The sequence below is a fragment of the Alphaproteobacteria bacterium genome, from assembly GCA_023898745.1.
GTDB lineage: Bacteria > Pseudomonadota > Alphaproteobacteria.
The window spans coordinates 245,799-271,999 of record CP060237.1 but is presented as its reverse complement, the minus strand read 5'-3'; the positions used below and the strand labels follow the sequence as shown (position 1 = coordinate 271,999).

Annotated in this window: 21 protein-coding genes and 3 tRNA genes; 15 read left to right on the top strand and 9 right to left on the bottom strand. The window is 38.4% G+C overall.

Features of this window, described 5'->3' with window-relative positions; translation table 11 throughout:
* Window positions 1-80: 80 nt before the first annotated feature.
* Window positions 81-1,712, bottom strand: a complete 1,632-nt coding sequence (locus tag H6850_01390; GenBank protein ID USO02624.1) for a hypothetical protein — start codon at window positions 1,710-1,712, stop codon at window positions 81-83.
* Between the two features lie 267 nt (window positions 1,713-1,979).
* Window positions 1,980-3,203, bottom strand: coding sequence for a DUF21 domain-containing protein (locus H6850_01385; protein USO02623.1), 1,224 nt, complete (start codon window positions 3,201-3,203; stop codon window positions 1,980-1,982).
* Between the two features lie 195 nt (window positions 3,204-3,398).
* On the opposite strand from H6850_01385, the gene H6850_01380 reads away from it, so the two are divergent.
* Window positions 3,399-3,475, top strand: a tRNA-Arg gene (locus H6850_01380).
* A gap of 110 nt (window positions 3,476-3,585) precedes the next feature.
* Window positions 3,586-4,056, top strand: coding sequence for a crossover junction endodeoxyribonuclease RuvC (ruvC, locus tag H6850_01375; protein USO02622.1), 471 nt, complete (start codon window positions 3,586-3,588; stop codon window positions 4,054-4,056).
* A gap of 88 nt (window positions 4,057-4,144) precedes the next feature.
* On the opposite strand, the gene H6850_01370 is transcribed toward ruvC, so the two are convergent.
* On the bottom strand, window positions 4,145-5,236 hold the full coding sequence (locus H6850_01370) for a D-alanyl-D-alanine carboxypeptidase (protein ID USO02621.1): 1,092 nt from the start codon (window positions 5,234-5,236) through the stop codon (window positions 4,145-4,147).
* A gap of 202 nt (window positions 5,237-5,438) precedes the next feature.
* On the opposite strand from H6850_01370, the gene H6850_01365 reads away from it, so the two are divergent.
* A complete protein-coding gene (locus H6850_01365) occupies window positions 5,439-6,860 on the top strand; it encodes a replicative DNA helicase (protein ID USO02620.1) in 1,422 nt (473 codons plus the stop codon).
* Here H6850_01365 and H6850_01360 read toward each other — a convergent pair.
* The 3 genes from H6850_01360 to H6850_01350 all read right to left on the bottom strand — a co-directional run bounded on the left by H6850_01360 (window position 6,826) and on the right by H6850_01350 (window position 8,800).
* Window positions 6,826-7,062 (bottom strand): hypothetical protein, encoded by a 237-nt coding sequence (locus H6850_01360; GenBank protein USO02619.1) that lies wholly within the window; start codon window positions 7,060-7,062, stop codon window positions 6,826-6,828. The two genes, H6850_01365 and H6850_01360, sit on opposite strands and share 35 nt — an antisense overlap.
* Before the next feature lie 213 nt (window positions 7,063-7,275).
* Window positions 7,276-8,424: a hypothetical protein gene (locus H6850_01355; GenBank protein ID USO02618.1), complete on the bottom strand. Its 1,149-nt coding sequence runs from the start codon at window positions 8,422-8,424 to the stop codon at window positions 7,276-7,278.
* Between the two features lie 142 nt (window positions 8,425-8,566).
* Window positions 8,567-8,800, bottom strand: coding sequence for a hypothetical protein (locus tag H6850_01350; protein USO02617.1), 234 nt, complete (start codon window positions 8,798-8,800; stop codon window positions 8,567-8,569).
* Window positions 8,801-8,918: 118 nt separating this feature from the next.
* On the opposite strand from H6850_01350, the gene H6850_01345 reads away from it, so the two are divergent.
* Both H6850_01345 and H6850_01340 read left to right on the top strand, forming a co-directional pair.
* Window positions 8,919-9,003 (top strand) — tRNA-Leu (locus tag H6850_01345).
* Window positions 9,004-9,146: 143 nt separating this feature from the next.
* On the top strand, window positions 9,147-10,538 hold the full coding sequence (locus H6850_01340) for a hypothetical protein (protein USO02616.1): 1,392 nt from the start codon (window positions 9,147-9,149) through the stop codon (window positions 10,536-10,538).
* Between the two features lie 346 nt (window positions 10,539-10,884).
* Here H6850_01340 and H6850_01335 read toward each other — a convergent pair whose 3' ends face one another.
* On the bottom strand, window positions 10,885-11,145 hold the full coding sequence (locus tag H6850_01335; protein USO02615.1) for an RNA-binding protein: 261 nt from the start codon (window positions 11,143-11,145) through the stop codon (window positions 10,885-10,887).
* 311 nt (window positions 11,146-11,456) lie between these two features.
* On the opposite strand from H6850_01335, the gene H6850_01330 reads away from it, so the two are divergent.
* The 4 genes from H6850_01330 to H6850_01315 all read left to right on the top strand — a co-directional run bounded on the left by H6850_01330 (window position 11,457) and on the right by H6850_01315 (window position 14,898).
* Window positions 11,457-12,020 carry a hypothetical protein gene (locus H6850_01330; GenBank protein USO02614.1) on the top strand — a complete coding sequence of 188 codons (564 nt, stop codon included), beginning with the start codon at window positions 11,457-11,459 and terminating at the stop codon, window positions 12,018-12,020.
* A gap of 171 nt (window positions 12,021-12,191) precedes the next feature.
* Window positions 12,192-14,366 (top strand): hypothetical protein, encoded by a 2,175-nt coding sequence (locus H6850_01325; protein ID USO02613.1) that lies wholly within the window; start codon window positions 12,192-12,194, stop codon window positions 14,364-14,366.
* Window positions 14,367-14,435: 69 nt separating this feature from the next.
* Window positions 14,436-14,511 (top strand) — tRNA-Lys (locus H6850_01320).
* A gap of 48 nt (window positions 14,512-14,559) precedes the next feature.
* Window positions 14,560-14,898, top strand: coding sequence for a hypothetical protein (locus tag H6850_01315; protein ID USO02612.1), 339 nt, complete (start codon window positions 14,560-14,562; stop codon window positions 14,896-14,898).
* A gap of 237 nt (window positions 14,899-15,135) precedes the next feature.
* Here H6850_01315 and H6850_01310 read toward each other — a convergent pair whose 3' ends face one another.
* On the bottom strand, window positions 15,136-15,963 hold the full coding sequence (locus H6850_01310; GenBank protein ID USO02611.1) for a ribose-phosphate diphosphokinase: 828 nt from the start codon (window positions 15,961-15,963) through the stop codon (window positions 15,136-15,138).
* Window positions 15,964-16,178: 215 nt separating this feature from the next.
* Here H6850_01310 and H6850_01305 point away from each other — a divergent pair, with 215 nt between their 5' ends.
* From H6850_01305 to H6850_01290, 4 genes are all read left to right on the top strand, one after another.
* Complete coding sequence (locus tag H6850_01305; protein USO02610.1) at window positions 16,179-17,882, top strand: protein kinase; 1,704 nt, start codon at window positions 16,179-16,181, stop codon at window positions 17,880-17,882.
* 140 nt (window positions 17,883-18,022) lie between these two features.
* Window positions 18,023-19,705 (top strand): serine/threonine-protein kinase, encoded by a 1,683-nt coding sequence (locus H6850_01300; GenBank protein USO02609.1) that lies wholly within the window; start codon window positions 18,023-18,025, stop codon window positions 19,703-19,705.
* A gap of 39 nt (window positions 19,706-19,744) precedes the next feature.
* Entirely contained in the window at window positions 19,745-20,047 is a 303-nt protein-coding gene (locus H6850_01295; GenBank protein USO02608.1) for an iron-sulfur cluster assembly accessory protein, read from the top strand.
* Window positions 20,048-20,202: 155 nt separating this feature from the next.
* Window positions 20,203-21,456, top strand: coding sequence for a serine/threonine-protein kinase (locus H6850_01290; GenBank protein ID USO02607.1), 1,254 nt, complete (start codon window positions 20,203-20,205; stop codon window positions 21,454-21,456).
* Here the strand turns inward: H6850_01290 and H6850_01285 are convergent.
* A complete protein-coding gene (locus H6850_01285; protein ID USO02606.1) occupies window positions 21,446-22,639 on the bottom strand; it encodes a M48 family metalloprotease in 1,194 nt (397 codons plus the stop codon). The genes H6850_01290 and H6850_01285 overlap by 11 nt on opposite strands.
* Before the next feature lie 341 nt (window positions 22,640-22,980).
* Between H6850_01285 and H6850_01280 the strand changes: the two genes are divergently transcribed.
* Window positions 22,981-23,772, top strand: a complete 792-nt coding sequence (locus tag H6850_01280; protein ID USO02605.1) for a hypothetical protein — start codon at window positions 22,981-22,983, stop codon at window positions 23,770-23,772.
* Between the two features lie 226 nt (window positions 23,773-23,998).
* Window positions 23,999-26,200 carry a hypothetical protein gene (locus H6850_01275; protein ID USO02604.1) on the top strand — a complete coding sequence of 734 codons (2,202 nt, stop codon included), beginning with the start codon at window positions 23,999-24,001 and terminating at the stop codon, window positions 26,198-26,200.
* The last annotated feature ends 1 nt before the right edge of the window (window position 26,201 follow it).

Sequence of the window (26,201 nt, the reverse complement as noted above, 5' to 3'; positions counted from 1 at the left end):
AGGCGGACTCTCTAATGGATCACCACGTTGCTACGCTCCTCGTGATGACGGCAGTTGCTGCGCGTATTTCGTGATGAAAATTATTTCCAATCGAAATGCCCCTCTCCCTTTTGCAAGGCTAGAGGGCGATTTTGTACATCAAGCCAATTGAGCTCATTCCTCCAAGGTCCTTGGGTTCCTGCTGGAATTATGTATAGATGTCCATCTATTTTGGCAATTTTCATAAGTTCAGGAAATTGTGTCATATCACATAGCGACTTGGGATTTTGAGGATCAAAGTCTGTGATGCCTATACTAAACTCACCATTTGTTTTCACTCTAACGGTGAAAGGTAAATCCTTGCGATACCAAATATGTTGAGCAGCTCTTCCACTATATTGCGTATGCCCATTCGTTGTGTCGGGCTGACACTTAAATTGATTCTCTGTTAACACGTGATCTAACGTTCCAGGCTGTGGTTTTTTTCCAGCAAATTTCATGTATCCTTTTTTCTCTGCGGAAATAATATCCAAAAGCATTCGCTCTTCCGCATGAACCATTTCAGCAAAATTACTTGCATCTAAAGGTTTTGTGAGCTGTTTGTTTTGATAATACTCCTCAACAGCCAAAAATGTTCTTTGAGATAATGCATAATCTAGCTCAGTAACATCACAAAAAATAAGCCTCATATTATGTTGCTCTTTCAGCATATTGAAATACTCATCAACCCAAGACATATCAGGATCAGCATCAATATTGTATGCAGTTCCATAATGCTCAATAGCTTGCTTTAAAGGTTTCCATCTAGCTGTTATATTTGCTATGGTTTTATCTCGTGAAGGAGCGAAAGGGATCTTGGTTTTAGTTTGATACTCTTCTTGAGCTGTTCGTCCTAAGTATCCAGCCGCATGTTCCTCTTGACCATAGGCATCATCTACATGCTTTGTCTTAAAGAAAATTTCTCTACTGACAGTAAAGGCATCTGGATCCATTAGCAGTTGATCAAAGATGCTATACAATTCTTCAATATTCCAGCGGCGCAGTTGTAATAAATCAAGAGTTCCAAATCTGCTAAATTCATTTAGATCACAATAATAAACCAAAAATGCATCACATAAATCTATAAATGCTAATTTAACCTTATCTCTTTGGTTTTTTTCAGTGAAACTTCCAGGAGGTAGCGCGCCTATAATTGGAGGCAAGACATCTTTTAAGCTTGCCATAATTGCCCTGATATCATTCAACGATGCAAAAGATAAATCTTTTTTTCTGACCTTAGCTTTCTTTGGTAAGAAAAACTTAGGCTTTTTTCCATCACTATAATTGGTTGCTGCTTCAAACCAAATAGCTTTTAAACTCCTTGAGAAATGCTGCAGCCCATTTAATGGTCCTTGCAAATCTTGTGCAAATTTATTCTCAAAAAATGCATCCAATTTTTTGATCAGCTTCATATCTCTAACGAAACTTTTTACTTCTTTTTCCAATATTGGGAGTTGATGTGTATTGCCTTTTGCATGAATACGTCTTAATCGTTTTGCAAAAGTATGTTCTTTTCTAGAGAGTCTTCTTTGCAGGTGTTCATCCACACTTGTTTGTAAGTTATGGATTTGAATTAAATGTTTTCTGATACAAGTGTCATGCCCCTGTGCGATTTCCACAGCACTTGGTTGATTTTCTTCTATAAATTCCCAGTCACTACCATGTATGTTTGATAAAAAGATCCATTGCAACATGCTTAATACTCAAAAAAGTTAACCCTAGACATTGAACGATATTTTATAAGAGTATGTCAACTTACTTCAGAACGTCATTACGAAGAGTGAAAATTGACGTCATCACGAGCTGACCCATATCCCCACGAATTTTCTAAAATCCATAAGGACAACGACCGTCATTTAGATCATGAGGAGTGTATAAATTTCGTCATCACGAGGGACGAAGTCCCGTGGTGATCGATGGATGGCCACGCTTCGCTCGCCATAACGGTGGTGGCGCTGCGACTACTGCGAAGACACCTTCACTAAGCTAATATAATTCTTATTTCGTTTCATAACTTCAAATCGCACACCTTGCACATCATATACACGCCCAACTTCAGGAATTTTTTGCGCAACATGCAACAACAAACCAGCAATAGTTGCTTCGGTGTCCTCAAGCTCAAAGTTAAACTGACGATTTAAATCGCGAATAGTGAAATCACCAGGTAGTAAAATAGAACCATCTTTGCGCACCATAACATGACCTAATTTGATATCATACTCATCGTGGATTTCTCCCACGATTTCCTCAATCAAATCTTCCAATGTCACAATACCTTGGAATACACCAAACTCATCTACGATTACAGCAAAGTGTGCATTTTTTGTGCGAAACGCTTTCAATTGATCCAAGAGATTTGTGGTTTCAGGAACGAACCATGGAGCTTTTGCTAATTCTAATACATCGAAATTTTTGGCCGATTTGCCTTTTTTGATAAAGAATTCCAAAAATGCTTTTGCATGCACAACACCAACAATATTATCAGGCTGTTCTTTCCAGATAGGTAAACGGGTGTAAGGTGTCGTTTTGATTGTATTAATAATATTTTCAAGTGTGTCGTCAGCATTTAACATCTGCACGTTTTTACGAAATGTCATAATATCTTGGACTTCAACTTTAGATAAATCTAAGATGCTGTTAAGCATGCTTTTTTCTTCAGAAATTTGCTGCATTTGTAAGTCAATATAAGTACGAATTTCTTCATACGGATCTAGCGAGTCAGAATGTTTAACGCGCAGCATTTTCAAGGTTGCATCTGCAATAAAACGCATAAGAATGTTGGGGATTTTGCATATGCGTGTTAACAATCGTAGAAATCTTGCTGATTTTAACAATACAGTTTCTGGACTGCTTAATGCAATCATTTTTGGCACAGTTTCTCCATAAATCAGGAACACAATGGATACAACAACCCCCACAATGGCTTGCCCTAAATCACCAAAATGCGCCACCGCCCAAATAGCAGTTAAAAATGGAATAAGCATTGTTGCGATAGAGACGCTTGTCAATATAGCGCTGATAACTTCCCCAGCGTTATCTTGCAATTCTTTTACAACAACTGCAGATTTATTACCTTCTTTAACGAGTTTATGAATTTTAGATTTTGATGCTACATTTAAAGATGTTTCGCATGATGCCAAAAGTGCTGCGAGCAATAAAAGAAAAAAAACAAGAACGAGAACCATGAAATCCTGTGCGTTGTCATCTAAGTCGTCATCACGAGAAGTGAAGCGACGTGGTGATCCATTATGGATAGCCACGACCTTCCAGGTCTCGCCATGGCGGAGTGCAAAAACCTCAAGATGACGTAATTTATATCTTCACCATATTATCACTCTCGGGCTTGTCTAGACAACCAAAACACCCTAAAATACTTATAAGCGCCTGTAGCTCAGCAGGATAGAGCAACAGCCTTCTAAGCTGTGGGTCAGGAGTTCGAGTCTTCTCAGGCGCGCCAGATTTTATGTGCAGGGGGTCCGTCATGGCGAGCGAAGCGTGGCCATCCATAATGGATCACCACGTCGCTGCGCTCCTCGTGATGACGTTTGTTCAACCGAAGGTTTATTTATGACAACAGAAACCATCCGCGTTCTCGGCATAGATCCAGGTCTTGTAAAAACAGGCTTTGGGGTTATTGAAAAGAAAAATAATCAATCCCGTTGGATTGCGCATGGTGTGTTAAAAACCAAAATCAAAGATCCTTTGCCAATACGCCTTACAAGTTTGCATCAACAAATGAGTGCTGTTATTGAGGAACATAAACCGCATATTTTATGCATTGAAGAAATTTTTATGAACAACAACCCACAATCCACTCTCAAGCTAGGCATGGCACGCGGTGTTTTAATCATGCTAGCCTCTGTTTTCAACATGCCATTTTTTGAATATCGTCCGAATTATATCAAAAAAACTGTGACAGGTAGCGGGCATGCAGATAAAGAGCAAATAATGAAAATGGTGGAATTGCTACTTTCGCCTCAAGAGCCGATTACGCAAGATTCTTCAGATGCGTTGGCTGTTGCACTGTGCTACATATAATTGCCTAGCACATCGTCATTGCGAGCGGAGCATCGCATCTATGAATCACCACGTCGTTACACTCCTTGTGATGACGACCTATGCACCATCAATAAAACAATGCCTTCACATAATCCACAGCATATCGTGCCCACGACCCTTTTTTCACATCTTCTTTTGTATAAAGTGTGTAAGTCTTCTCACCATTAGACGTTTTAATCGTCGCAATTCCTACAGGCGTGCCTTTATCCACAGGTCCTTTAAGATATTTTTTCGCTATTGTGATATTGCACGTCGGCTCTTCAGAATTCATGCCCAATGTTACGCACACAGGCGTTTTTGCTCCCAAATCAACAGACCGTTTATCACCAAATAAAACAGGTATTTTATGCGCTGTTGCGCCTTCTTCTAAGAAACAATAAGCTTTTGTTTGATACATTGCAAAACGTGCCATCCGTTCAACATCCCATTCGCGATCGCGCTCAGAATGATATCCATTTGCAAAGACAAGAATACGTCGTTTGGTTTCAGGATTTACCATACTCACAACAGTGCCATAAGAGTCATCAAATCCTGGCTTTACGCCGTCAAACCAATCATTTTTTAGCAGGCTATTTTTACTTGTTTGAAGCACACCATTAAAATTAAATGTTTTTTGTTTAAATAAATAATAATATTCTGGGAAATTTGTAATTAAATAATGAGTTATTTTGATTAAATCTCGTGCAGTTGTGTAATGCTCTTTATGAAACAGGCCCGAGGCGTTTGTGAAATGCGTGTTTGCTGCGCCAATACGCACTGCCATATCATTCATGAGTTCAGCAAAATTTTCTTCTGATCCAGCAAGGGCAATAGCCAAAGTTTTCGCAGCATCATTTCCAGATACGCAAATTAATCCTTTTAGCAAATCAAATACAGATACTTTTTGTCCTAATTTTAAAAACATAGACGTTCCTGGTGCGCGATATGCGGCTTTTGGAACGGTGAGCATTGTTTCCAATGTAATTTGTTTATTTTTCAATGCCTCAAATATGACTAGCGCTGTCATGATTTTTGTCATAGACGCTGGATAAGTTTTTGCATCTGCATCACGTTCTACAATAACATCTTGGCTTTGGTAATCTATAATCAGGACATGAGGTGCTTTGATTTTGAGTGGACCTGTTGTTTCAGGTGCGGCTTTGGAAAATAAAAAAAACATGGTTCTTTCTCTGTCGTCATCCTGAGTGAGCGTTGAACGAAGGATCTTCCCAAGTTTGTCTCAGGAAGGTCCTTCGCTGCGCTCAGGATGACGGTGCGTCGCTATATGACTTATGTATACAAAAAATTTAACCAAAATTCAAGGATGGATTTATTCAAAAATTGCGCCTATTATGGAAGTTGTTAGCAAGTTTTTATAAAAAATGGCGCAAGTGAAAGAATTGAAACAAGAGAATCATAGCTCTCAAGAGCATGCATTTGTTGCGCCTCAAAACTTGCAAGCTGAGCAAGCATTACTAGCTGCGCTTTTGATTAACAATAAAAGCTTGGAAAGTATCATTGAATTTCTAGCACCAGAGCATTTTGCTGATGCGTTTCACGGGGAAATTTATGCAGCAATTATGCATTTTGCAGATCGCAATAAAATTGCTGATCCAACGACATTGCAAAACTATTTTGGAGATAAAGAGTGTCAAGAATATTTATTCTCCTTAGCCAACAATGTGATTTCTGTCATCAATGTGGAAGATTATGCGCGCACGATTTATGATCTTTATTTAAGACGTGAATTGATTGATATTGGTGAGCATATCGTCAACGATTCTCGTGATTTTAAACTAGACACAACTTCTCAAGATATTATTGAAGAATCTGAGCAGAAATTATTCCATCTTGCGACGCATAAAACGAACAGCATTATTTCTTTTAAACAGGCTTTGAATGCAGCTGTAGAAAGTACAGAACATGCATTTAAAAGCCCAGATAAAATCGTGGGTGTAGGCACAGGTTTTAAAGATTTGGATCATATGCTTGGTGGATTTCATAAATCTGACTTGTTGATTTTAGCGGGACGTCCGTCCATGGGTAAAACCGCTTTAGCAACGAACATTGCATTTAATTCAGCGAAACGATTCAAGGAGACGGGTGCGCCTGTGGCATTCTTCTCACTGGAAATGTCATCCGAACAATTGGCGCTTCGTATTTTATCAGCTGAAGCACACATTCCATCTGATAAAATGCGTCGTGGTGAAATTCATGAGCATGATTTCAAAACCATCACCAAAACAAGTTTCGATTTACAAAACTTACCTTTGTATATTGATGATACACCTGGTTTATCTATTATGGCTTTGCGTAACAGAGCGCGTAGATTAAAGCGTCAGCATGGTATTGGTATGATTGTGATCGACTATTTGCAATTGCTATCAGCCCAAAGAAAAAGCAATGATAGCCGTGTGCAAGAAATTTCCGAGATTACAAGGTTGTTGAAAAACCTGGCTAAAGAATTGGATGTTCCAATTTTAGCGCTATCCCAGTTGTCTCGTGCGGTTGAGCAAAGAGAAGATAAGCGCCCGCAATTGGCTGACCTTCGTGAATCTGGAACCATCGAACAAGATGCCGACGTTGTAATGTTTGTATACCGTCCAGAATATTATGAAGCGCGCAAAATGCCAACGGCAGATGAAAATGACCCAAAGCATATTGAGTGGAAAGATAAAATGGCCAAGTTGCACAAGAAAGCTGAGCTGATTGTAGCAAAGCAACGTCATGGTCCTGTAGGAAGTGTGAAACTTGGGTTTGATGGAAGAATTACGAAGTTTGAGAATTTGGAAGATGGCAAATAGACTTGGTTTTTTTAGTTGAAGCACCGGTTTTAGAGTTGTTTAGTATGTCCTCTATAATATCCAACCCTTGAGGTGTTACTGCAAAGGGGTCAGTCATTTCCTCGTTAGTGTTAATCGATTCCACATTGTTTGAGCTGCGCCAAAGCGTTTCGCTAAGATTGCTTTTTAAGGGATCTGAAGCTGAAGTATACAAAAAGTACATGAACATCATATTTTATTTTTGGTGCGTTCTAATAATAATGGTTAAGAAAATCTTTACATTAAGTTAACAAAAGGCACTATGTGGGTTTTATATATTAAACGCAAAAGCAAGCTCAATAAGTTGGCAGTGATTGCATAAAGGCAGCGTCACAAAAGGCAAATTTGAGATATGAGTTGTTAACTTTGAGAATTTGACGGAGAGTGGTAGTTAAGATCACCACTTACTTGCTGAATGTCCGCAAGGGTAAAAACCGTGAGTTGCTGGAACTATAATTTGCGTCCCTGCTTGAACCTCTTTTAATCGCGCATCAAATGTTTTGATTTCTAATTCATATGTTTGAGAAGGATTAAGAAAGTCTCCTATAGCTTTAGCTACTACCATATCTAAGAATCGCGTCATTTGAACAACTTGAAAACTATTGGTGAGAAAAGTAAAGACGTTAGGTGATAGATTGGTGCATAAGCGATCTCTCGTTGTATGTTCTTCTAACATTTTAAGAAATGCGTTAGGCGGTGTTGTTGTGTCGATTGGAAAGTCTTGTGTCACTTTATCCGAACCCTCTCTTTTCATTCGTTCTGAAAACCATGATTGAATCATGTGAACCAGCTCTTGAATTGTGAGGTCTTTATTTAATTTTGGCTCAAAAACTTCATGATAAAATGTTCGACGATCTAATGCTTTTTGAACATTTTGTAAGCGTATTTCATAGCGTTTTGCTTCTGTTGATACACGCTCTTTTTGTTGTTCGATTTCACGAATTTGTAAGTTTTGCTGTCTTAACTCTTCTCGTAAAGTTTCTTCATTGGCTTTGTCTTTTTCGATTTGAGATTCTAATGCGCTTGCTTTTGCCTTGTATTGTTTTAAAGTGTCATCTAGCAACTCCAGTTTGCTAAGTTTTTCGGCGCTTAAAGATTGACTTAATGCGCGAATACGACCTGAAACCATCTCTGCGCTTTCTTTTCCAGCGGCCATAGCTTCTAATGCATTAAGAATTCCATCATTTATTGTGTTCAAGGTGCCAATTTGTTGATTTGCAGCTTGCAGTGCGGCTAAGTGAGTTTCTGCGCTGCTTCCTATCGCTCTCGCTGCACCTAATTGCTCGGCAAGTTGGAGATTCTCTTTTCTTGCTGTCTCAGCCTCTTGTGTTTTAGCGTCTAGCAAGGTTTTTAATTTGTTAATTTCCGCTTGCTGTTGGGTGGGGGCACTTGCTGCCGTGCTAGCAGAAATTTGGACTGGTGTTGTGCCCGTCATTCCAGGTCCTATAGCGACTTGTTGCTGTTGTTGAGTAGGGGTTAACCAGTTTGACACAAATTGTGGCACAAGCCAGTTCCAACTGGAAGCATTGATAAAAAGTAAAAACATATTTCAAGGTTTTGAAAGTTCTACCGCATGTTACGGAAGAATTAAAAGATATTCAAGGGAGAGTAAACTGTTATATGGCAGTGTTTGTGGATTGCGACGCATTCTCAAGAATGCTCGCAATGACGAGTCCAGCATATCGTCATCACGAATCCGCCACAGCCCCTTCGGGATTTTGCCAGGCTGCCGCTCTTTCAACAAAATGAGATGCCTTTTCTAATTCCTTCAAACCATCTTTTTGTAACACATCCAAACAACTCTTTAAATCTTCAGACACATGCTCAAACACTTCTATTTCTTCACGCAGTTTTACACATAGGCCTGTTAAAACCGTCACCTGAGAAAAATCATCACATGAATTTGCTTTGATAAAAACCATAATTTACCATTTGGTGTGTGGTAATTATGGTTTTAGGAAAAAATAATCTTAAAACAAGTCAAATAAGAATGTGTTTGCATCTTCTCTTTCTAATGAAAATTCACTATAATGACCGTATGCGGATGTGGTGAAATTGGTAGACACGCAAGATTTAGGTTCTTGTGGCGAGAGCTGTGGGGGTTCGAGTCCCTCTATCCGCACCATCCTTCTTCGCTTCCGCCGTCGCCCAAAGGGCTATGGCGGATAGCTACGACGAGATCGATCGAGTCGGAGTGTGCGAAGTGGATGTCTCGCCGAAGCGTAAGCGCGAAGGCGGACTATCCATAAAAACAGAAAGGCCACAAAAATGAAACTAAGTGTTGTTAGAGACGAAGAGTTATCCAAAGAGTTCCATGTGCAAATTTCTAAAGCAGACTTTGATAAGAAGTTTGAAGCGGTTATACAAAAAGAAAGTGCAAACATCATTATCGATGGATTCAGAAAAGGAAAAGCCCCTTTAGAACTCGTTAAAAGACAACAAGGCCACAAGTTTGAGCGTCAAGTGCGCGTTGAGCTTTTAGAAGAAAGCTTAGATGATATTGCAAAAAAACATAAAATTGATAAAAAAGATGTGGACGTAAGATTCAATCCAGAAAAAGATAATGTTTTGGATTTTAATGTGACTTACGACACAGTGTCTGATTTTAAATTGAAAGAATTGAAAGATCTTAAGCTCAACAACTATTACGTTGATGTTGAAAGCAAAAAACTGCAAGATCAAGTATTAAATCGCATTCTACTAACTGAGCGCGTAGAGTTCGATAAAGAAGTGAAAGACAAGCCAGTTGGGAAAGATCATTTTGTTGTGATTCATATTGATGTATATCACGATGACAAATTAAAAATGGAAGCGTTTTCCAACAGAAAGTTAGATGTATACATGGGGGATGAGTCTTTCTTAGGGAAAGATTTCATAAAGCAGCTTGAGGGCATGAAACTCAATGAAGAAAAAACATTTGAGATTACCTTTCCAAAAACACAACCATCTAAATTCTTAGCTGGTAAGAAACATAAGGTTTCTATCAAGGTTGTGAAAATTTATACTCTTGGAAAGCTCAATGAGAGTGGATTGTTGAAAAAACTTCAAGAAAAAAATCCTGACCTAAAAGACTTGGATCAATTGAAGTTGCAATTGACACAAGAATTTGGCGGACAACTCGTTACGGATTATTTAGATATCATTCATAGAAGAAGAACGTTAGATGCCATTGATGATACATATGACTTTGGCATGTCTGCTCGATTGGTAGAAAATGCAATTCAAGATATCAAAAAAAGCTTTGAAGAAGAGCAAAAGAAAGCTAAAGAGAATGGAATCATTCTGCAGGAAGATATCATCAGAACACCAAAAGAAAACGAAGCTGAATTTGAGCGTTTAGCAAAGCGTCGCATCAAGGCGCATGAAATTTTCATGAAAATGAGAGATGCATATGCGAAGGATCTTCAAGTTACAGAAATGGATATGCGTAAAGCATTGATAGAGTATGCACAAAATTATGGCGTGCCTTTTGAGCAAGCCGTAGAATTTTTGAAGAAAAATGAAAATTTTGCAAAGCGTATCATGTCACGCATTTTTGAAACGAAAGCTCTTGATCTTTGTCACAAAAACGCTACACTGACGCAAAAACCAATAGCAGATATTATAGAAGTTTTCGCGTTGTATGACGAGATCATGCCAGGAATTTTGGTTGGCGTATAACCCGCGCGGAAATGCGTCATTGCGAGCGTAGCGGATGTCTCGCCGAAGCTCAAAGAGCATAGGCGGACTATCTCTCCATGGATCACCACGTCGCTGCGCTCCTCGTGATGACGATATTCCGTGAGCTCCTCGTGATCTGACGCATCCCCACGAATTTTCTAAAATCCAAAAAAGTCTTAAACGCTTAACCATGCAAGCTTTTCTTCTAGAGAAATTGATAGAAAAATATAAGGACAACGACCGTCATGGCGAGCGCGCCGTAGCTTTAGCGAAGGCGGTGTGGCCATCCATGTTTTTCTGGATCACCACGCCTTGCTACGCAAGGCTCGTGATGACGCGCTTCCGCTTATCCAAACACCTTCGCAGATTTATCAATCGCTTTTTCCACTTTTAGGGAGCGACCCATGTGTTGCGCTTTATTAAGCGCTTCAATTGCTTTGTCTTCATCGGCACTATCTTCGAATTCTATAAACGCATACCCTTTAATGCGATTTCTCTCGTGATCTTGAGGGATGGTAACTTTTGCTACAGCCCCATATTGTCCAAATAATGCTTCTAAATCTGCGTATGTTGCTGTGTATGCGATATTTCCGATGTAAACTGACATGGGTCTTTATCCTTTCGTAAACTTGGTGACTGATGTTCGGGACTGTGGCGAAAAATGTTTTTTTCTGCCTCCCTCTAATTAAAATGTTAATTAAAATATTTTTTAAAGAACATCTTGTTATTTAAAAAATATTATATATTTAAATTATTTTACTTTATTAATAGTTTATTAATACATTTTTACTATTTGTTAACTTTTAATATGAGACATAGATAAATAAAGGGCGACATGTTGTCATGGTGAGCGTAGCGTGGCCATCCATATGGATCACCACGCAGCTCAGCTCTTCGTGGTGACGAAAGGACAAAGTTATGAAAAAAAGCATTTCACTTCTTGCAACTCCCTCGTGGATTAATCTCAAAGATGTATTACATAAAATAGAAGCTGCACAAGATGTGGATTCATTGCATATAGATGTCATGGATGGGCATTTTGTGCCAAATATCGCTTTTGGCCCTGATTTAGTTAGAGATATTGCTGAAAACACAAATATTCCTATTGATATGCATCTTATGATTGATTGTTTTGATGCAATGTATAACGTCTATAAAAACATTCCACATAGAAAACTATACGTGCCTTTTGAAAAACTAAAACATGCAGAATATGTTTCGATAAATGTTGAAACAAATGTTAGTGATGTTTTGCCTTATATAAAAGATATAAAATCTATTTTATTGATGACAGTTAAGGCCGGTTTTTCTGGGCAGAATATGTTAATGGATATGTTAAATAAAATTACAATACTAAAAGATGTCAATCCATGTCTTGAGGTATGGGTTGATGGTGGTGTTAATGAAGAGACAATAAAGATAGTGCAGCAGTATCGTGTGGATGGTGTTGTGATGGGGTCTGGGTTTTTTGAAAAAAGGTGAAGATGGTGTGATGTATACCCTAGATCACCACATCACTCCGCTTCTCATGATGATGGGCAGTGCGTCATTGCGAGCGTTCGTTAGAACGCGTGGCAATCCATGTTAACCATTTGTTAACTTTTATAACAGTTTTTTGCGAAATAAATAGGTGAACAGAGAGGTATTATATTTATGCTGTTCTCTATATTATTTGCTGCTAGTCCATCTGATAGCTATAAGAGCACTCCCTCCGATACTGTAGACTTAGGTGATTTTAGGTATATAGAAGGAGAGAGCGCTATTTTTGGGGTATGGATGGACAATGATAATGATACTGAGGATGAGGATGTAGTGACTTCTCCTCCAGTGCGCCAGCAAACAAGTTCTATACAAGGGTCTCCGGAGCCTTTTAAACTGGATCCTACCGCCTTAAGTCCAAGTCTTAGTCCCATGAACGGCTCTTTTGCAAGTGCAAGAAACAAACAACGAAGAAGCACCGTGACTATGCCTAACACTTTTTTTGCTGGAGATATGTTTAGCAGCGGTGAAGATAGAAAGAAATTCAGGGCTTATTGTGATGAATTTCAAGAAATTTCGAGCGACTTAAAATTATATTTGCGTGACGGTGATGCATCAATAAGTCAGTTAGGAAAAGTTTCCTTTAGAGAAGGTGTGGATATTTTATACTCCATGCGTGACAGGATTTCGACTCAGTCAGCAGGGGTAGGTCGTCTAAACTTAAGACCTTTAGAGGAGCTATTGTCTTTTTCTACAACCGCGATTTTAGAGGTATCTTCCCAAACCATCGAAAGTTTAGCAAATCGTTTTCTTTGCAGTGCATTGTCTCGAAAATTCAAAGATTTGTGTCAAACATTGAGTGTGGAAAGGATGGGTGTTGGTGATGATTTAACACACCATCGTTATACGCACTTTTTATATATGCTTGATAAACAACAGACCTTATCAGGGTTTATGAGTGTTTTAAGCACCTACATTCGTAAGCCTGATATGTTTGCGACAGTTCCTTATATGAAGGAATTGGATCAGGAAGGGGAGTTATGTAAAGTCGCAGCAGATAAGGTAGATAAAACTTTTGTTGAGGAGCTGTTGTATTTATTAGTATCAGAACGCGAAAAAGCATTTCAACAACAAAAAGCAGCAGCTTTCTATGAACAGCCTTCCAATAGACTTTCTCCTCAGAGTGTTCTGGGGTCGAATCTCGACAGTTTTTTTGCAGCTAAAGCTGATATGATGAAAAGATTGAGCAATGAATCAAAGCGTTTGGAATTAGAGCAACAATTTGAAATTTTAAGATATAGTCCGGGCGGGCCGATTTTTAGAGAGAGATTAATAGAGATATGGAAATTTTTGAATGAAAATAAGTTGAGAGATGAGAATTTACAGCGCATTTTATTGAATAGTATTGGGATATCTCGAGGCAGAATAGAAGGGCTAAAAGCTCGTTTGTTGCCAGTAGTGGGAAATTTGTCAGATGAATTTGCGTTATTTTGTCAGAATCTGAATAATGCTAGAAATTTGGCTTTAAGTAATGTTGAGGGGTGGATTTATTTTTCTTTTTTAGAGTCTTTGAATAGACAAAAGACTGTGTTTGGATTTATGAGAGTTTTGAGTACATATATTCGTGAACCTCAAAAATTTAATAGTATTCCTAGCGATAACGCATTAGACAAAGAGGATGAGTTGGCAATGGGGCAGCCAGACTCTAAACGAACTCCTGCATCGATGCTTTATTCGCTCCGGACAGCAAGACGTGTTGTGATGGAAGAGTTTCCAACTGAAGCTATTAGTGCGCGAGCCGACTTCAGAAAATTTTATAAGGATTTTGTGCAAAATTTAAAAACAAAAGCTCTGATTTTAGCAGTTGAGGGGAAGGAAGAAGGTGCAACTCGTGTATGTGAGCTTTTAGAGAGGTTAGACTTTATGCCAAATCTTAAGGATTTTAGGGATGGTTTAAGGGGGATTAAGCAGTTGTTAGAAGAATTGAATATGCCAATCGAAGCATCTTTTTTTGAAGATTTTTTATTGCGATCTACTGTTGTGTCTGAATCGCAAATAGATGCTTTAGCTGTGCATTTTACGCCAGAGGGTGTAAAAAGGCTGAAAATATTGATTGCACGTCTTAACCTTTTAAGATTTCAGCAAGATAAATATACGCAAACATATAAAACTTTCTTAGAGAAATTGAGTATTAAATGGGATGATATTGTTGAGTTTGAAGGGGTGTTGCGCGATAGTCAAAAAGGCGCTATCACAGATGCAGCAAAGCAAAAGATAGGGGAGTTGCTGGAGTTAACAAAAACGTTCCAAAGAGTGCAAGAGTCTAAAAAGACCACTTGTTTTTGTTGAGAGATGTATTTTGGTATTGCAAAATTGCGCTCAACTTGGTTTAATGGACCTATCCGAAAGGATTCTTTCGGGCGCTTAGCTCAGTTGGTAGAGCGGCTGACTCTTAATCAGTAGGTCATAGGTTCGAATCCTATAGCGCCTGCCATTTTTTCATGTTAAGATATATGTAAGAGATGAAATCTAGTTTAGATCCGTGGTAGATTTATCGACAGCTGGAGCAGGTACTGACTCTGGAGAGCAAGTGAGCTGCAAACATTCTTTATTAGATGAATTCATCCAATATGTTTTGTCCGTCATTGTTGCTGGGCTCATTTTTCTTCTAGGTGTTGGATTGCTTGAAATTTCAACAGAAATTGCAAAGATTCTTGATCCTAATGATGTATCAGGTAAAACGCTTAGCAGTGTGAAAAAGACTACATCCGAAGTTTTTCCTTTGGCGGTAGATATTTTAGGGTATTTTTTGATCGGTGGATCGATATTATTCTTATTTTTTAGGACAATAAAATTTTTCTTTGAATTGATAAGGGGATAGTTATCCTGGGCTGATTCATCCTCACGAATTAAATATGCGCAGACGTCATCACGAGCCTTGCGTAGCAAGGTGTGGTGATCCATGGAGGTGTCCGCCTACGCTCTAAAGAGCTTCGGCGAGGCATCCACTTCACACGCTTCGACTCGACCAATCTCGTCGTAGCTAAATTTTGCTGAAGGCAAAATTTGCGAAGACGGATGGATGGCCACGCTGTGCTCGCCATGACGGGTTTATGACTCAGGATGACGAGAGAATTTTCAACTCCTGCATAATTAAAGGATTCACATCAATCTTATTGCTTTTATGTTCAATCGTATTTGTTGTAATCACCTGTGCATAAACTGTTTTCAATTTCTGATATATCTCTTCACTAAATACGGCGTGAGTTAGGATGGCTATTGGTTTTGCATCTGCAGGTAATTTTTTATAAATCTCTAAAAGCGTTGCGCCACTTGAAGCGATATCATCAATCACGACAGTTTGTTTGCCATGTAAATTGATATTAAATGGCTCAATCTCAACATTGCGATCTCCATAACGTGTCTTTTTTGCAATTGCATAGGGGCAGTTTAAGAAATCAGCCACAGTTTTTATCCATTGCTCACTTTCTTCATCTGGCCCAATTAAAAAAGGATCCTTGATAGAATCTTTTATATATGTCTGTATAGCTTCCTTGGCATGCAAGACTGTAGATGGAATTTTGTATACTTGCTTAAGATTTTTAATACGGTGTAGATGTGGATCAACTGTAATGATGTAATCAAAATATTGTGATAAGAGTTTCCCGCAGTGTTTTGCTGTAAATGACTCACCTTCGTTAAATATTTTATCTTGTCGCATGTAGCATAAATAAGGCGCAACAAGAATAACTTTTTTTGCACCATTATCTCTTAATGTTTCACTTAAGAATAATATAGGAGGGATTTTTGCATCTGGATGATGAAGCGCGCACCAGACGACACAGACTTCATCTTTGACAGGAGTTTTGATGCGAATATAAGATTCACCATCTGGGTAGTGCCTATATTCAAGAGTGTCAGAGTTTTCGAGCTTGAAGATTTTCATGCACGCTCCTTTTTTTGTGGAAAGGGCGTCATAGCGAGCGGCGTATGCCGCGTGACTATCCATTATGGATCACTACGGGACTGCGCCCCTCGTGATGACGGAGGGTTTTTTTTAGTCTGCGAAAAAAAAGTTTAAAAAATTTTTAATTTTACCCTTGAAACCCTAAAAATCATTTCCTATAACAAAAACCTACTCACACTTTTAAAATAGAATCGATGTTTTTTGCTTTTTTGCAAACAGCTACACCAGATGTAAAGCGCCAACCAACAAGAGCGATTTTTGGAGAACGAAGAATTAATACTCCTACGCCTCGTTATCGCTCTAATACTTCCTCCAGGACAGTACCTACCAGGTTGTTTCATGATCCAGCTCCTGAAAATGATTGCCCAGCAGCTTGTGCTTTAGACTTTGGAACACCTAAATTTGATTTGAGCGAGCGTATTGAGATGCTTTTAGAAGAGCAAGAAACGGAGCGCGGGATAATTTCTCACTCGTATATGACCGAGATGCAAAATTTTTCTAGGTTTTTTATAAGTGAAAGGCAACTTCTAGAAGATTGGAGATTTGAGGCTGATGTTATAAACTCTATGTTTTATGAAAGCTTAGCTGCGGTGTATCGAAATTTTCTCAGAACTTTTTTGTATATCTACTCAGCTTCTGTTTTAACAGTAGAAGATAGAGAAAGATTATATACGTCTGATGGTATAAGTCTAGCGCGTGACAACACAATGAGAGAGTTTAAGCGGCGCGCTGATGATGAAAGAAGGTTTTTAGGTAAAACTGGCGTATTTGAGAGAGTATCTCCTCCAGGCCAATTGTTGAGATTTCTTCCAATTAAGTTAGATATTCAAAATGGAAGTATTGTGATCTCTAGACAAGGTCAAAAGTTCATCACCTATCTTACAGGAAGAGTGTTTCTTGATGTGAAGCACACAGATCACAATTTTGCATTTGTGTGTTCACTGTATATCGGTCAGAAGGAGGTGTTTTTTACATCTAAGAGTTTGTTTTCGCAGTTTCGTATGGCTGTGCACAACGCAAACAGAGCTGTTGGATTTAGTACAGACATTATCCCTCCGCGCCAATCAAGATCTTTATTTTATACTACTTCTGATATAAATTTTTTTCTTAAAACCTTAAAAGCGTCTGTTTTGAGAGAGGCGACTTATGAGGGGCAAAATTCAAAAGATGCATTGTACTTGGGAGAAAAAGACGGCAGATCTTGTGTGATAAAGGTGTTTAATACAAATGCATTTAACGCAAAAGAGATTGCAGCCCATTCAATAGCGGCAGCTAGACAAGGCTCTTTTTGCGCAAGCGGTGAGTTTTGTACAGATGGATTGAAAAGCGCAATTGTAATGCCAAAGTATCCGCAAGATCTCCAACAACTTCTTGAGGAAAAGTATATTAAAAAAGACATTGCTGTAAGTGAAGAAATGGTTATCCGCTTCATGAAACAAATCCTTCAAGGATATAATTTTTTGCATCAACAAGGAATTGTGCATAGAGATGGTAAATTAGAGAATGTTTATTGCATTGATGAAGAGAATGTTGTCGTGGCAGATTTTGGATTTGCGACAACTCCACAAGAAGGAATGAGAGGCTTGACCTTAAAATGTGGTACGCCATATTATTTAGCTCCTGATATGCTGAGAGATGGTCCAACTACTTATCAAGTGGATAACTATACGATTGGTGTCATAATGTTTATTCTTATGCATTTTCATTTTCCGCATAAGGATAATATTCCAAATACCTGGGCGGCATTACATGCTAGAGAAACTTTTAATGTATATGATCATATGCCTAGAAGAACTTACCATCCATTGTTGAGGCGGTTGTGCGGTCAACTCTTGGATCCGAATCCAGAAACTAGAATGGAAATACCTGACGCGTTATCTATTTTAGATTCTATATAACATTCTATTTGTTTGGGGCGCTTCAAAATTCGTATACAGAATAGCGCGCTTAATTTTAAGGAAATTTTTTTTCCTTTTACTCTTGAAACCTTAAAAACCATTTCCTAAAAAAGAAACCTACTCACTCTAAAAATGAACTAATGTTTTTTGATTTTTTGTATGCAGCTGAAGTTGTTCACGCTTCAAGCGTTCCAACAACTCCAAGAAGGCCGGCGTTGGGAGGGAAAGCAATAAATACTCCTGATTATAAAAGGTGTGAATCTAAAGCCTTGAGCTTAGTTGGCGAAAACCAACAACATTTGCATTTTGATCCGGAAAGTATATTAGCTCTTAGAGCTCCTGCGATTGATTATGCTACTGAAATTTCGAAGCTTGAGAAGGATCATGTAGATCGAATGCAAGAAATTGTTGATGAAGAGACGTTGAATATAAGGACTTTTTACAATCAGTTTGTATTGGGGAGCGTTGAAATTTTAGAGAAACACTCACGTCAAGAACTTAAGTATATGGAAGAGCTTAACTATATGGCGTTATACAGAGGTTATCTTATAACTTCTGCTTGTCATTTATTAGATATGCTTAAACCACGAGAAGGGGCTGGATTGCATCAAGGGTACAAAACTATCAGTAATCAGCGTGATCAAGAGGAGAAAGCACTTCATGATCGTTTTAACAGTGAAAAGCGTTTTTTAGGAAAAGGCGGTATATTCCTGAAAACCTCTGGGCCTTTGCGCCAATTAGACGGAGAGTCAGTGAAAATAGAGTTTGAAGAAGATTTTATTGTGCTTAAGCAGGGGGCATGTCAGCAAAAAATAGAAATTACGGCTCAGTCATTTTTTAGAGTTGAGCATCAAGATCATCATTCAGCTTTTGCATGTTCGTGTTCTATTGATGGTAAAGTTGTGCTTTTATTTACATCTGCCGATTTGTTTTCTCACTTTTCTTATTCTATATCAACATTTGTAAATCCTAGTGCTAAATTTAGCACTGATATAAATGCAACAGAAGATATAGAAGGATTATTTTCTGAACTTGATTCCTCTGTTTATGGTCTGTTAAAATCCCGTGATTATAAAGTATTAAGAGAAGGAAGAGATGGAAAAGAAGCGTTGTATATAAATACATCTAAGGATACTATTGAGAAGTTGTTTTATGTTACTTCAGGGGGGATTCCAGAGATTATAAGTCATTTAAAGATGGCGAAGCATTCTCACAGCCTTAAAGGTCAATTTATTTTTGATGGATTAAGAGGTTTGCTTGTTATGCCAAAATGTGATTCTGATTTATATAATTATATGTTGCAGCGAAAACAGCTGTCTGAGGCCACAATGGTGCGATGGATAAAACAGTTAGCATCTGTTTTGAATTATTTGCATTCAAACCAAGTGCTTCACAGGGATATAAAACTAGACAATATATTTATGAAGGGTGAAGATGTGTTTTTAGCGGATTATGGATTTGCAAATGCCGAAAATGAAGGTTTTCACAATCTTAGAAGACGATGTGGAACACCAGCGTATTTGCCGCCTGAAATTTTATCTGCAGAGCTTTATGGTCCAGCAATTGATATTTACTCACTCGGAATTGTGTTCTATGCGATGCAATTTTTGGGGTTTCCGTTTAAAACTGATATGAAACAATCTGACTGGATGGGATTGGCAACGGAAGCAAGAAGAACTTTCAATATGAGTACACAAATTCAGAACTTGGCTGTTGGTTCAACCTCAAGAAGAATTGCGGAGTTTACAGCGCGCATGTTGCAGTTTCATCCACAGGATAGACCAACCGCTCAACAACTCGATGATTTTGCAAAAACTCTGTAATTTTCTGGTACTATAAAAAAAAGACATACATATAAGTCTATGCTCCACATCACAGAAAGTGCCGCTGCACAAATTAAAAAACTTAGCAAGGGAAAAGCTTTGCGTCTTCGCGTACTTGGAGGCGGATGTGCTGGTTTTCAATATACGTTTGAGTTGGATGAAAAACGAGATGAAGACATTATATATATAAAGAATGATGCGAGTGTCATTACCGACCAAGCCTCTTTAGATTTGATTAATGGCAGTACCATAGATTTTATTCAAGATCTTATGGGTGAGCGATTTGTGATTAAGAATCCAAACGCAACTGTTTCATGTGGGTGCGGCAACTCCTTTAGTTAGGCGCTGTCCTCTTGAATGAGCGTAGCGAGTAAAGGCCCTTCTTCAGATAAACTCAAAAAGATCCTTTGTTTCATTCAGGATGACAATGTTTTCCTTGAAACTTAAAAAACATTTCCTATAAAAAAAGTCCACACACTTTAAAAATAAAAAAAATAATGTTTTTTATAGTTGCAACAACAGTTGTTGATACGCAAGTAAAAGTGCCTTTGCAGTCAAGGATTCCTAACGTGCCTATAACGCAAGAAGATTCTAGAGTAGCGACATTGTTTGCAACAGAATATCAGGCAAGATTGGATTTAGAGTTTGCTGCATTGCAAGAAAGAGAAGAAATTCAAAGGCCTCAAATGCTCACAGTTTTAGACTCTCTAGAGCTTGATCATCAAAAAGCCACAGCTTTTTTGACTCATATCCAAGATGGCTGCATAGACGTTCAGCATGTAAATAACCCCAATCCATTCATAGCATTTTGTTTTATTGGAGGGGTAAAACTTTCTTTTGCTTTTAAACATAGTTTTGGTGCGTTTCGTCAACGCATGCTTGCATCAAATCCAAATCTAACATTTAGCACAGATGCAGGGTTTGATACGGTAGATATGGAGGAAGATACAACCCATCGCTTAATTCAAACTGGCGTGCAAAAATTAAACGTTCTAAGTAAATATCCTCTTTATTTAATTGATGGAAATGTGGTGAAAGCTTTAAAACGCACGAGCGATACTATGAATGAAATTAAAAACCAGCTTTTTTTGCAGGATCACCCTTATAATGTTCAGACATTAAGAGTGCATCTAGATCCTCTCCAAGCACTTCTTGTAATGCCTAGATATTCTATGGATCTGTATGAGTTTATATTTGAGCGTGAAACTGGAATATTGCCAGAAAATATGGTGAGAACAGCTATAGCCCAATTGACTAGTATATTAGCTACTGCACATCTTCGTGGAATTATCCATAGAGATATTAAGCCTGAAAATATATTTTTAACATTCGCAGAAGGTGGTATTTTGGAGAGAGTTGTTTTAGCAGACTGGGGACTTTCAACAAATTCGGAAACTGAAGATTTGCAAAAACTTACTCGAAGGGTAGGAACAAAAGCGACTGCTGCGCCAGAGGTTCTGAGTAATGACGCTGAGTACAATTATAAGTGTGATGTATATTCATTAGGTGTAATTTTATTTGTGATGATGTATGGAGAATTTCCTTTTCAGGAAAGAAATATCACTAAAGCGATCCAAGAACGAAAGGATTTTGATTTTATAAAGGGATATATTCCAGATTATTCTTTCCAAATTCAAATGCTCTGCAAACGTATGCTAAGTTTTGATCCCAAAGAAAGACCTGAATTAGTAAAAATTTTTCAAGCGCTCACAGATAGAAGTGGCCGCGTAAGACCTGAGCTCAACGTATAAGCTCTTTCATCTCTTTATATAAGTCAACAAAAACATCCGTATCTGCCTTATCAATATGCTTTTTCACAAATGTCATATCTTTCGCTAAAAACGCAGCCTGACAACGACAAAACCACATTGTCTTGATATCGCCCTTTAACTTATATATATGTCCTGTTAAATGCCATAAATAAGGCGAGGCGCGTTCTTTAGCGCGTGCATGCGCCAAGATTGCCAATCCTGCATCAAGGTCAGACTTTAATAATATGACGCAGGACACAATTTTCATGGGTACATATTTAAGATCTTTATTTTGCTCTGCAATCTCTTTATATATAATGTGTGCATTTTCAATATCACCCTTTAAAAACAAAATGTCAGCCTTCATTTCTTTATAAAAAACATCATTTTTATCTTTTTCTAGCAGTTGATCGATTGTTTTTAAGGCGTTTGCAAAATCACGGCGCACATACAAAGCCTGTGTTTTTTCATATAAGTCTTCAGTTTTTTCGTTTTTCCGCATGTAGCCCATAACTTTTGCGCGAATGCGTGAAAATTTTTTATGTATATCAGAACTGAGGGTGCCTTTTGCGCCTCTTGACATTTCTTCAATTCTTCTGATGCGGTCACTACTTAAGGGATGCGTCGTTAGTCCAGTCAGTTCAATTAAATAATCATGTTCTTTGAGGCGTTGCAAAAATGTGCGTAGTCCATCTGTGGGCCAATTCATTTTTTTGAGAGTTTGCACAGCAATTTGATCTGCCTCAAACTCATGAACACGCATGTAAGATAAAATAGAGCTTTGTGCACCTCCTGCACCCATAATTGGTAAGACAAGCAGCGAAAGACCGCCTGTAAGAGGCGCCAAGATAAGACCAAGACCAAATCCAGCGCTCAAAGCAATGTTCATAGCTTTGCCAGCCTGGTAAAAATAAAACGTATGCGCTTTTTGAATATGCCCAAGTTCGTGCGCAAGCACACCTATAAATTCATCTGCATTTTTACATTCTGCAATGAGCCCTGTGTGAATTAGCAAGATGCCATGCCCTGCCGCTGCTGCATTCACATCTTCGGTATCCATGAGATAAACGGGGATTTTTTTGTTCTTAATCCCCATTTCTTTGGACATCGTGGTGACAATTTCATTGCAAAATAACTCGACTTCATCGTCAAATACGAGATGTTGGGCAAAAAGAAAAAACATAAAATCCCTAAAATTCAATTGGATTGGGTATGAAAAAAGATTAAAATTCTCACCAATCCCTATTGTAGCTCTCATTGCATTTGGCTAGAATCAAAGTCCGGACTCTCATCACCAAAATTTTATGAGATTCTATTTTAGGGTGACAAAAAAATCCGGGATTTACAAGCTCGAAAAACGTCAAATAAATCGTTTTAGAGCCCGTTTTAGACATAAATCAATGTTATGTATGCTTTTCCTTCAATCTACCATGAAAAACGCTATATGAGCCTTTAGAAACAAGGAAATTTGCCTTTTGATTAAAGGCATAGTATAATGGGGTATAAGGAGGAAGTATGAGCTTTATGTTTTTACTACAAGCAGTAAACTTTCATATTGGATTGCAAGGCGATGCTGAGAGGCTATTGCGCGTGATTAGCGAGTTTGAAAAGCAGAAAGAAACTTCAGCTACTTCTACAGGTACACCACCTGCATCTGTGCCAACTCCACCGTCTGGAGGTGCTGTGCCTAAGGCTCCTTCTGCATTTCCCATGGGGAAAAAAAAGATGGCGCCCATCCCAGGAGGGGCGGCTCCTACGCCGGTTGTAGTAGCACCAGTACCATCTTCTACACCAACTGCTCTTGAACCGTCCTATGAGTTGAAAAAAGAGGATAAGCAATTTAAATTTTTTGCCTCCGCTTATTTGGGGGCAAGTCATACTTTTTTTGAAAAGTTTTTGGTGCAATTGAACGTTTTTGGCGGGTATGCCATAGCCCCTCTTTGGCATAAAGAATTTTTTAATTTGCCGTATTTTGTTGGAGGGGAATTAATTGCAGGTTTGCAATTTAACAAGATTACACTGGGTTTTTCTGGTGGTGGAGAAATGCTCTGGGATAGGATAGCTAAAATAGAGTTTGAAAGCGGAAGTCCAAATACATCCTTAACCTTTGATACCAATAAATCTTATGGACAAAGGCTTTTTGGAGGAGTGCTCTTTAAGCATCAAATCCAAGAGCGTTTAAGCTGGTTTGTTAAGCTTCATGGCACTTCTACAAAAGACAGAAAAAGAGAGTTAAAATCCGAATCAAATGCATATGATACTAAATACCGTTATTCTGGATTTCGCGCACTAATCGGTGTGGAGTTTACAATGTAATTCACTTGTTTTTCAGTGAACTTGTCGCGTATATCGTCATCACGAGGAGCGAAGCGACGTGGTGATCCATATGGATGGCTACGCTTTTGCTCGCCATGACGGTGCTTATTGTATGCGAAAGTCTCTTAGGATAACGCTGCATTTCTTCCACACACTTGACAGAGTAAATAAAAAAACCTATAAACAAAGCAGACTCTGGTCATAACAAACAACCAAGGAGGTTATTATGTTTTTATATTTTTTAGGAGCTACAACGACAACTCAAGTTCCGACCGTAGACGATATGGGCTATATTAAGGAGGCTGTCGGCATTAATGTTGAGGATAATCACTTAATGCAAAATTTGCGCCCTGAACAACAAAGATTGATATTTGCACGTTATTTTGAATGGTGTGAGGCGTATAAGAAAAGCGATTCAAGCCCTGAAACAAATGAGGCTTTTAGTCTTTTAAGAGCGGAAGGGCTTAGAGTGTTATTAAAACACCATCTAACGGAGCCTGAAAAGTATAAAGATAATCATACTCATGTGCTAGCTCGTGCAACACAGTGGCATGCCTTTCATGCGTTAGCTCAGAGCTCGTCAGAGAATTTTTTAACTTCAGATCGATTTTTAAGAATACATGCTGAACTTGCATCTATGCTTCATCGATACCCTCACTCTCCTGCTGCAAAAAAAGAGTCCGTCGATGCGTTGAGAGAGCATGCTATAATGCAATCCAGTTCCCCGCTTATGCATAGGGCTGTTGTTGCAGCCAGCTTTGCTGACGCAGCTCCCCAACCGACAAACTCCTTGTTTATGAATGTTTATAATACTCTTTATCAATCAAAGACCAATGGATTGCAAGAATTTTTACAAACATTTGCAGATTTGCCTGCAAGAACGCAAATTAACAGTATTGAGTTTTTTAAGTACTTAATAAAATTGCCACACGAGCTTGCAGCAGGATTAATAGATGCAGGCGTTATAGAAGTTGTAAAAGCAGAACTAAACGCAGGAAATCTAAAAGTTTCATTCCAAGAAACCGCTAATATTTCGAAAGTTGTGGACTGTACTGCAGCACTGCAGGAATATTTCAATCAAGCCTCTCTTGCTATTACACTTGCTTTAATAAAAGCGCATATTAAGACTTTACCAGCTGAGCAAAGAGGAATTTTAGGCGCTCAATCAGATGAAACGTTAGATCAATTCGATCCAGGCAAAATTATTCCATTGAAGTTCCTTGAGCAATTGCCAAAAGAATTAACGAAAGCAAAAGCTAAAATAGAAGATCAAAGAGGCAGTGGTATAGTTCAAAACATAGAAAATATAATACGCAAAGAGGCGAATGACGCACAACAAGTCGCGCAGCAAAGCAACACTATAGGGAGTTGGATTGCATGGGGCGCGCAAACTTTTACACCGCAAATGCTTCAGGATAGGGTTAGCTCTGCATTTAGATACGTTCAAGATGTTGCGTTTGGAAAACTGGTTGATTTTGTTCAAACAGATATTATGCCACAGAACAAAGCGGGTAGCTTTGATTGTGAAGGTGCGAGATTTTTTGATGATTATTCGGAATTGCGGAAGGTGATTTGTACTTTGATAGCAAGATTAATATGGGAAAATGGACTGACTGGCGCATTAGGGATTATAGATAAGCTAACAGATTTATCTATACAAAATGATGTAGAGAGAATATTTAATCCTTCCTTAAATAGCAACAAAGATGAGACTATACGCTTTATTGAAGAATTTTTCCCTGTATTGACTGAGGGAAAAACCAAAGCGCAGTTAATAGATGCTGCAAAATTAAAAACTAACGACCAAGCGCTAAAGAATGCTGTGGAAAAATTTATTAACGAAGTGTGCTCAAATGATTCAGTTTCTGCCAAAGAATTAACATGTTTAAGAAATCTCTCAACTTACCTGAAAGATACATATGCAACTAAATTTACCCAAGATGATATAGCTCAATTGCCTGCTTTATACGTTCTGCCCAATGTGTGGGTTGGGTTACTTGAAGAGAGTTTATCTTTTATTAAAGAAATTGAAGATCGCGAAACGGAAGTTAAGGGCGCAAAAGCTGCGGTTGCGAAAAAAACTATCATTTTAAAAAGAACAGTTGCCAAAAAATTGATTGAAGCTTTTAAACAAGCTTTTGCGTCCAGGGAAGGTTTGACTCCTATTTTGGCTCGTTTAACAGGAACAACGCAGAATACGCCCGCTCTTCAAGCGTTAGTTAACGCTTTTGGAACGTCCCAAAATTTAGCTGCTTTTGAGGAATTCTTTATAGGGATAGAGAGGTTGGAACAAAATAATTTACTTCCATCGCCAGGAAATGGAAAGTCGCAAGAGCACTTCAACGCAGACCCTCACTTGCAACTTCAGCTGCAGCTTGAAGCAGTTTCAACAAGTTCTGTGGGTGGAGATGCTGGGCGGTCTCAGTAAT

Coding starts and splice junctions, on each gene's coding strand:
- H6850_01390 (USO02624.1), bottom strand. CDS start 1,712: ATGTTGCAATGGATCTTTTTATCAAACATACATGGTAGTGACTGGGAA.
- H6850_01385 (USO02623.1), bottom strand. CDS start 3,203: ATGGTTCTCGTTCTTGTTTTTTTTCTTTTATTGCTCGCAGCACTTTTG.
- ruvC (USO02622.1), top strand. CDS start 3,586: ATGACAACAGAAACCATCCGCGTTCTCGGCATAGATCCAGGTCTTGTA.
- H6850_01370 (USO02621.1), bottom strand. CDS start 5,236: ATGTTTTTTTTATTTTCCAAAGCCGCACCTGAAACAACAGGTCCACTC.
- H6850_01365 (USO02620.1), top strand. CDS start 5,439: ATGGCGCAAGTGAAAGAATTGAAACAAGAGAATCATAGCTCTCAAGAG.
- H6850_01360 (USO02619.1), bottom strand. CDS start 7,062: ATGTACTTTTTGTATACTTCAGCTTCAGATCCCTTAAAAAGCAATCTT.
- H6850_01355 (USO02618.1), bottom strand. CDS start 8,424: ATGTTTTTACTTTTTATCAATGCTTCCAGTTGGAACTGGCTTGTGCCA.
- H6850_01350 (USO02617.1), bottom strand. CDS start 8,800: ATGGTTTTTATCAAAGCAAATTCATGTGATGATTTTTCTCAGGTGACG.
- H6850_01340 (USO02616.1), top strand. CDS start 9,147: ATGAAACTAAGTGTTGTTAGAGACGAAGAGTTATCCAAAGAGTTCCAT.
- H6850_01335 (USO02615.1), bottom strand. CDS start 11,145: ATGTCAGTTTACATCGGAAATATCGCATACACAGCAACATACGCAGAT.
- H6850_01330 (USO02614.1), top strand. CDS start 11,457: ATGAAAAAAAGCATTTCACTTCTTGCAACTCCCTCGTGGATTAATCTC.
- H6850_01325 (USO02613.1), top strand. CDS start 12,192: ATGCTGTTCTCTATATTATTTGCTGCTAGTCCATCTGATAGCTATAAG.
- H6850_01310 (USO02611.1), bottom strand. CDS start 15,963: ATGAAAATCTTCAAGCTCGAAAACTCTGACACTCTTGAATATAGGCAC.
- H6850_01305 (USO02610.1), top strand. CDS start 16,179: ATGTTTTTTGCTTTTTTGCAAACAGCTACACCAGATGTAAAGCGCCAA.
- H6850_01300 (USO02609.1), top strand. CDS start 18,023: ATGTTTTTTGATTTTTTGTATGCAGCTGAAGTTGTTCACGCTTCAAGC.
- H6850_01295 (USO02608.1), top strand. CDS start 19,745: ATGCTCCACATCACAGAAAGTGCCGCTGCACAAATTAAAAAACTTAGC.
- H6850_01290 (USO02607.1), top strand. CDS start 20,203: ATGTTTTTTATAGTTGCAACAACAGTTGTTGATACGCAAGTAAAAGTG.
- H6850_01285 (USO02606.1), bottom strand. CDS start 22,639: ATGTTTTTTCTTTTTGCCCAACATCTCGTATTTGACGATGAAGTCGAG.
- H6850_01280 (USO02605.1), top strand. CDS start 22,981: ATGTTTTTACTACAAGCAGTAAACTTTCATATTGGATTGCAAGGCGAT.
- H6850_01275 (USO02604.1), top strand. CDS start 23,999: ATGTTTTTATATTTTTTAGGAGCTACAACGACAACTCAAGTTCCGACC.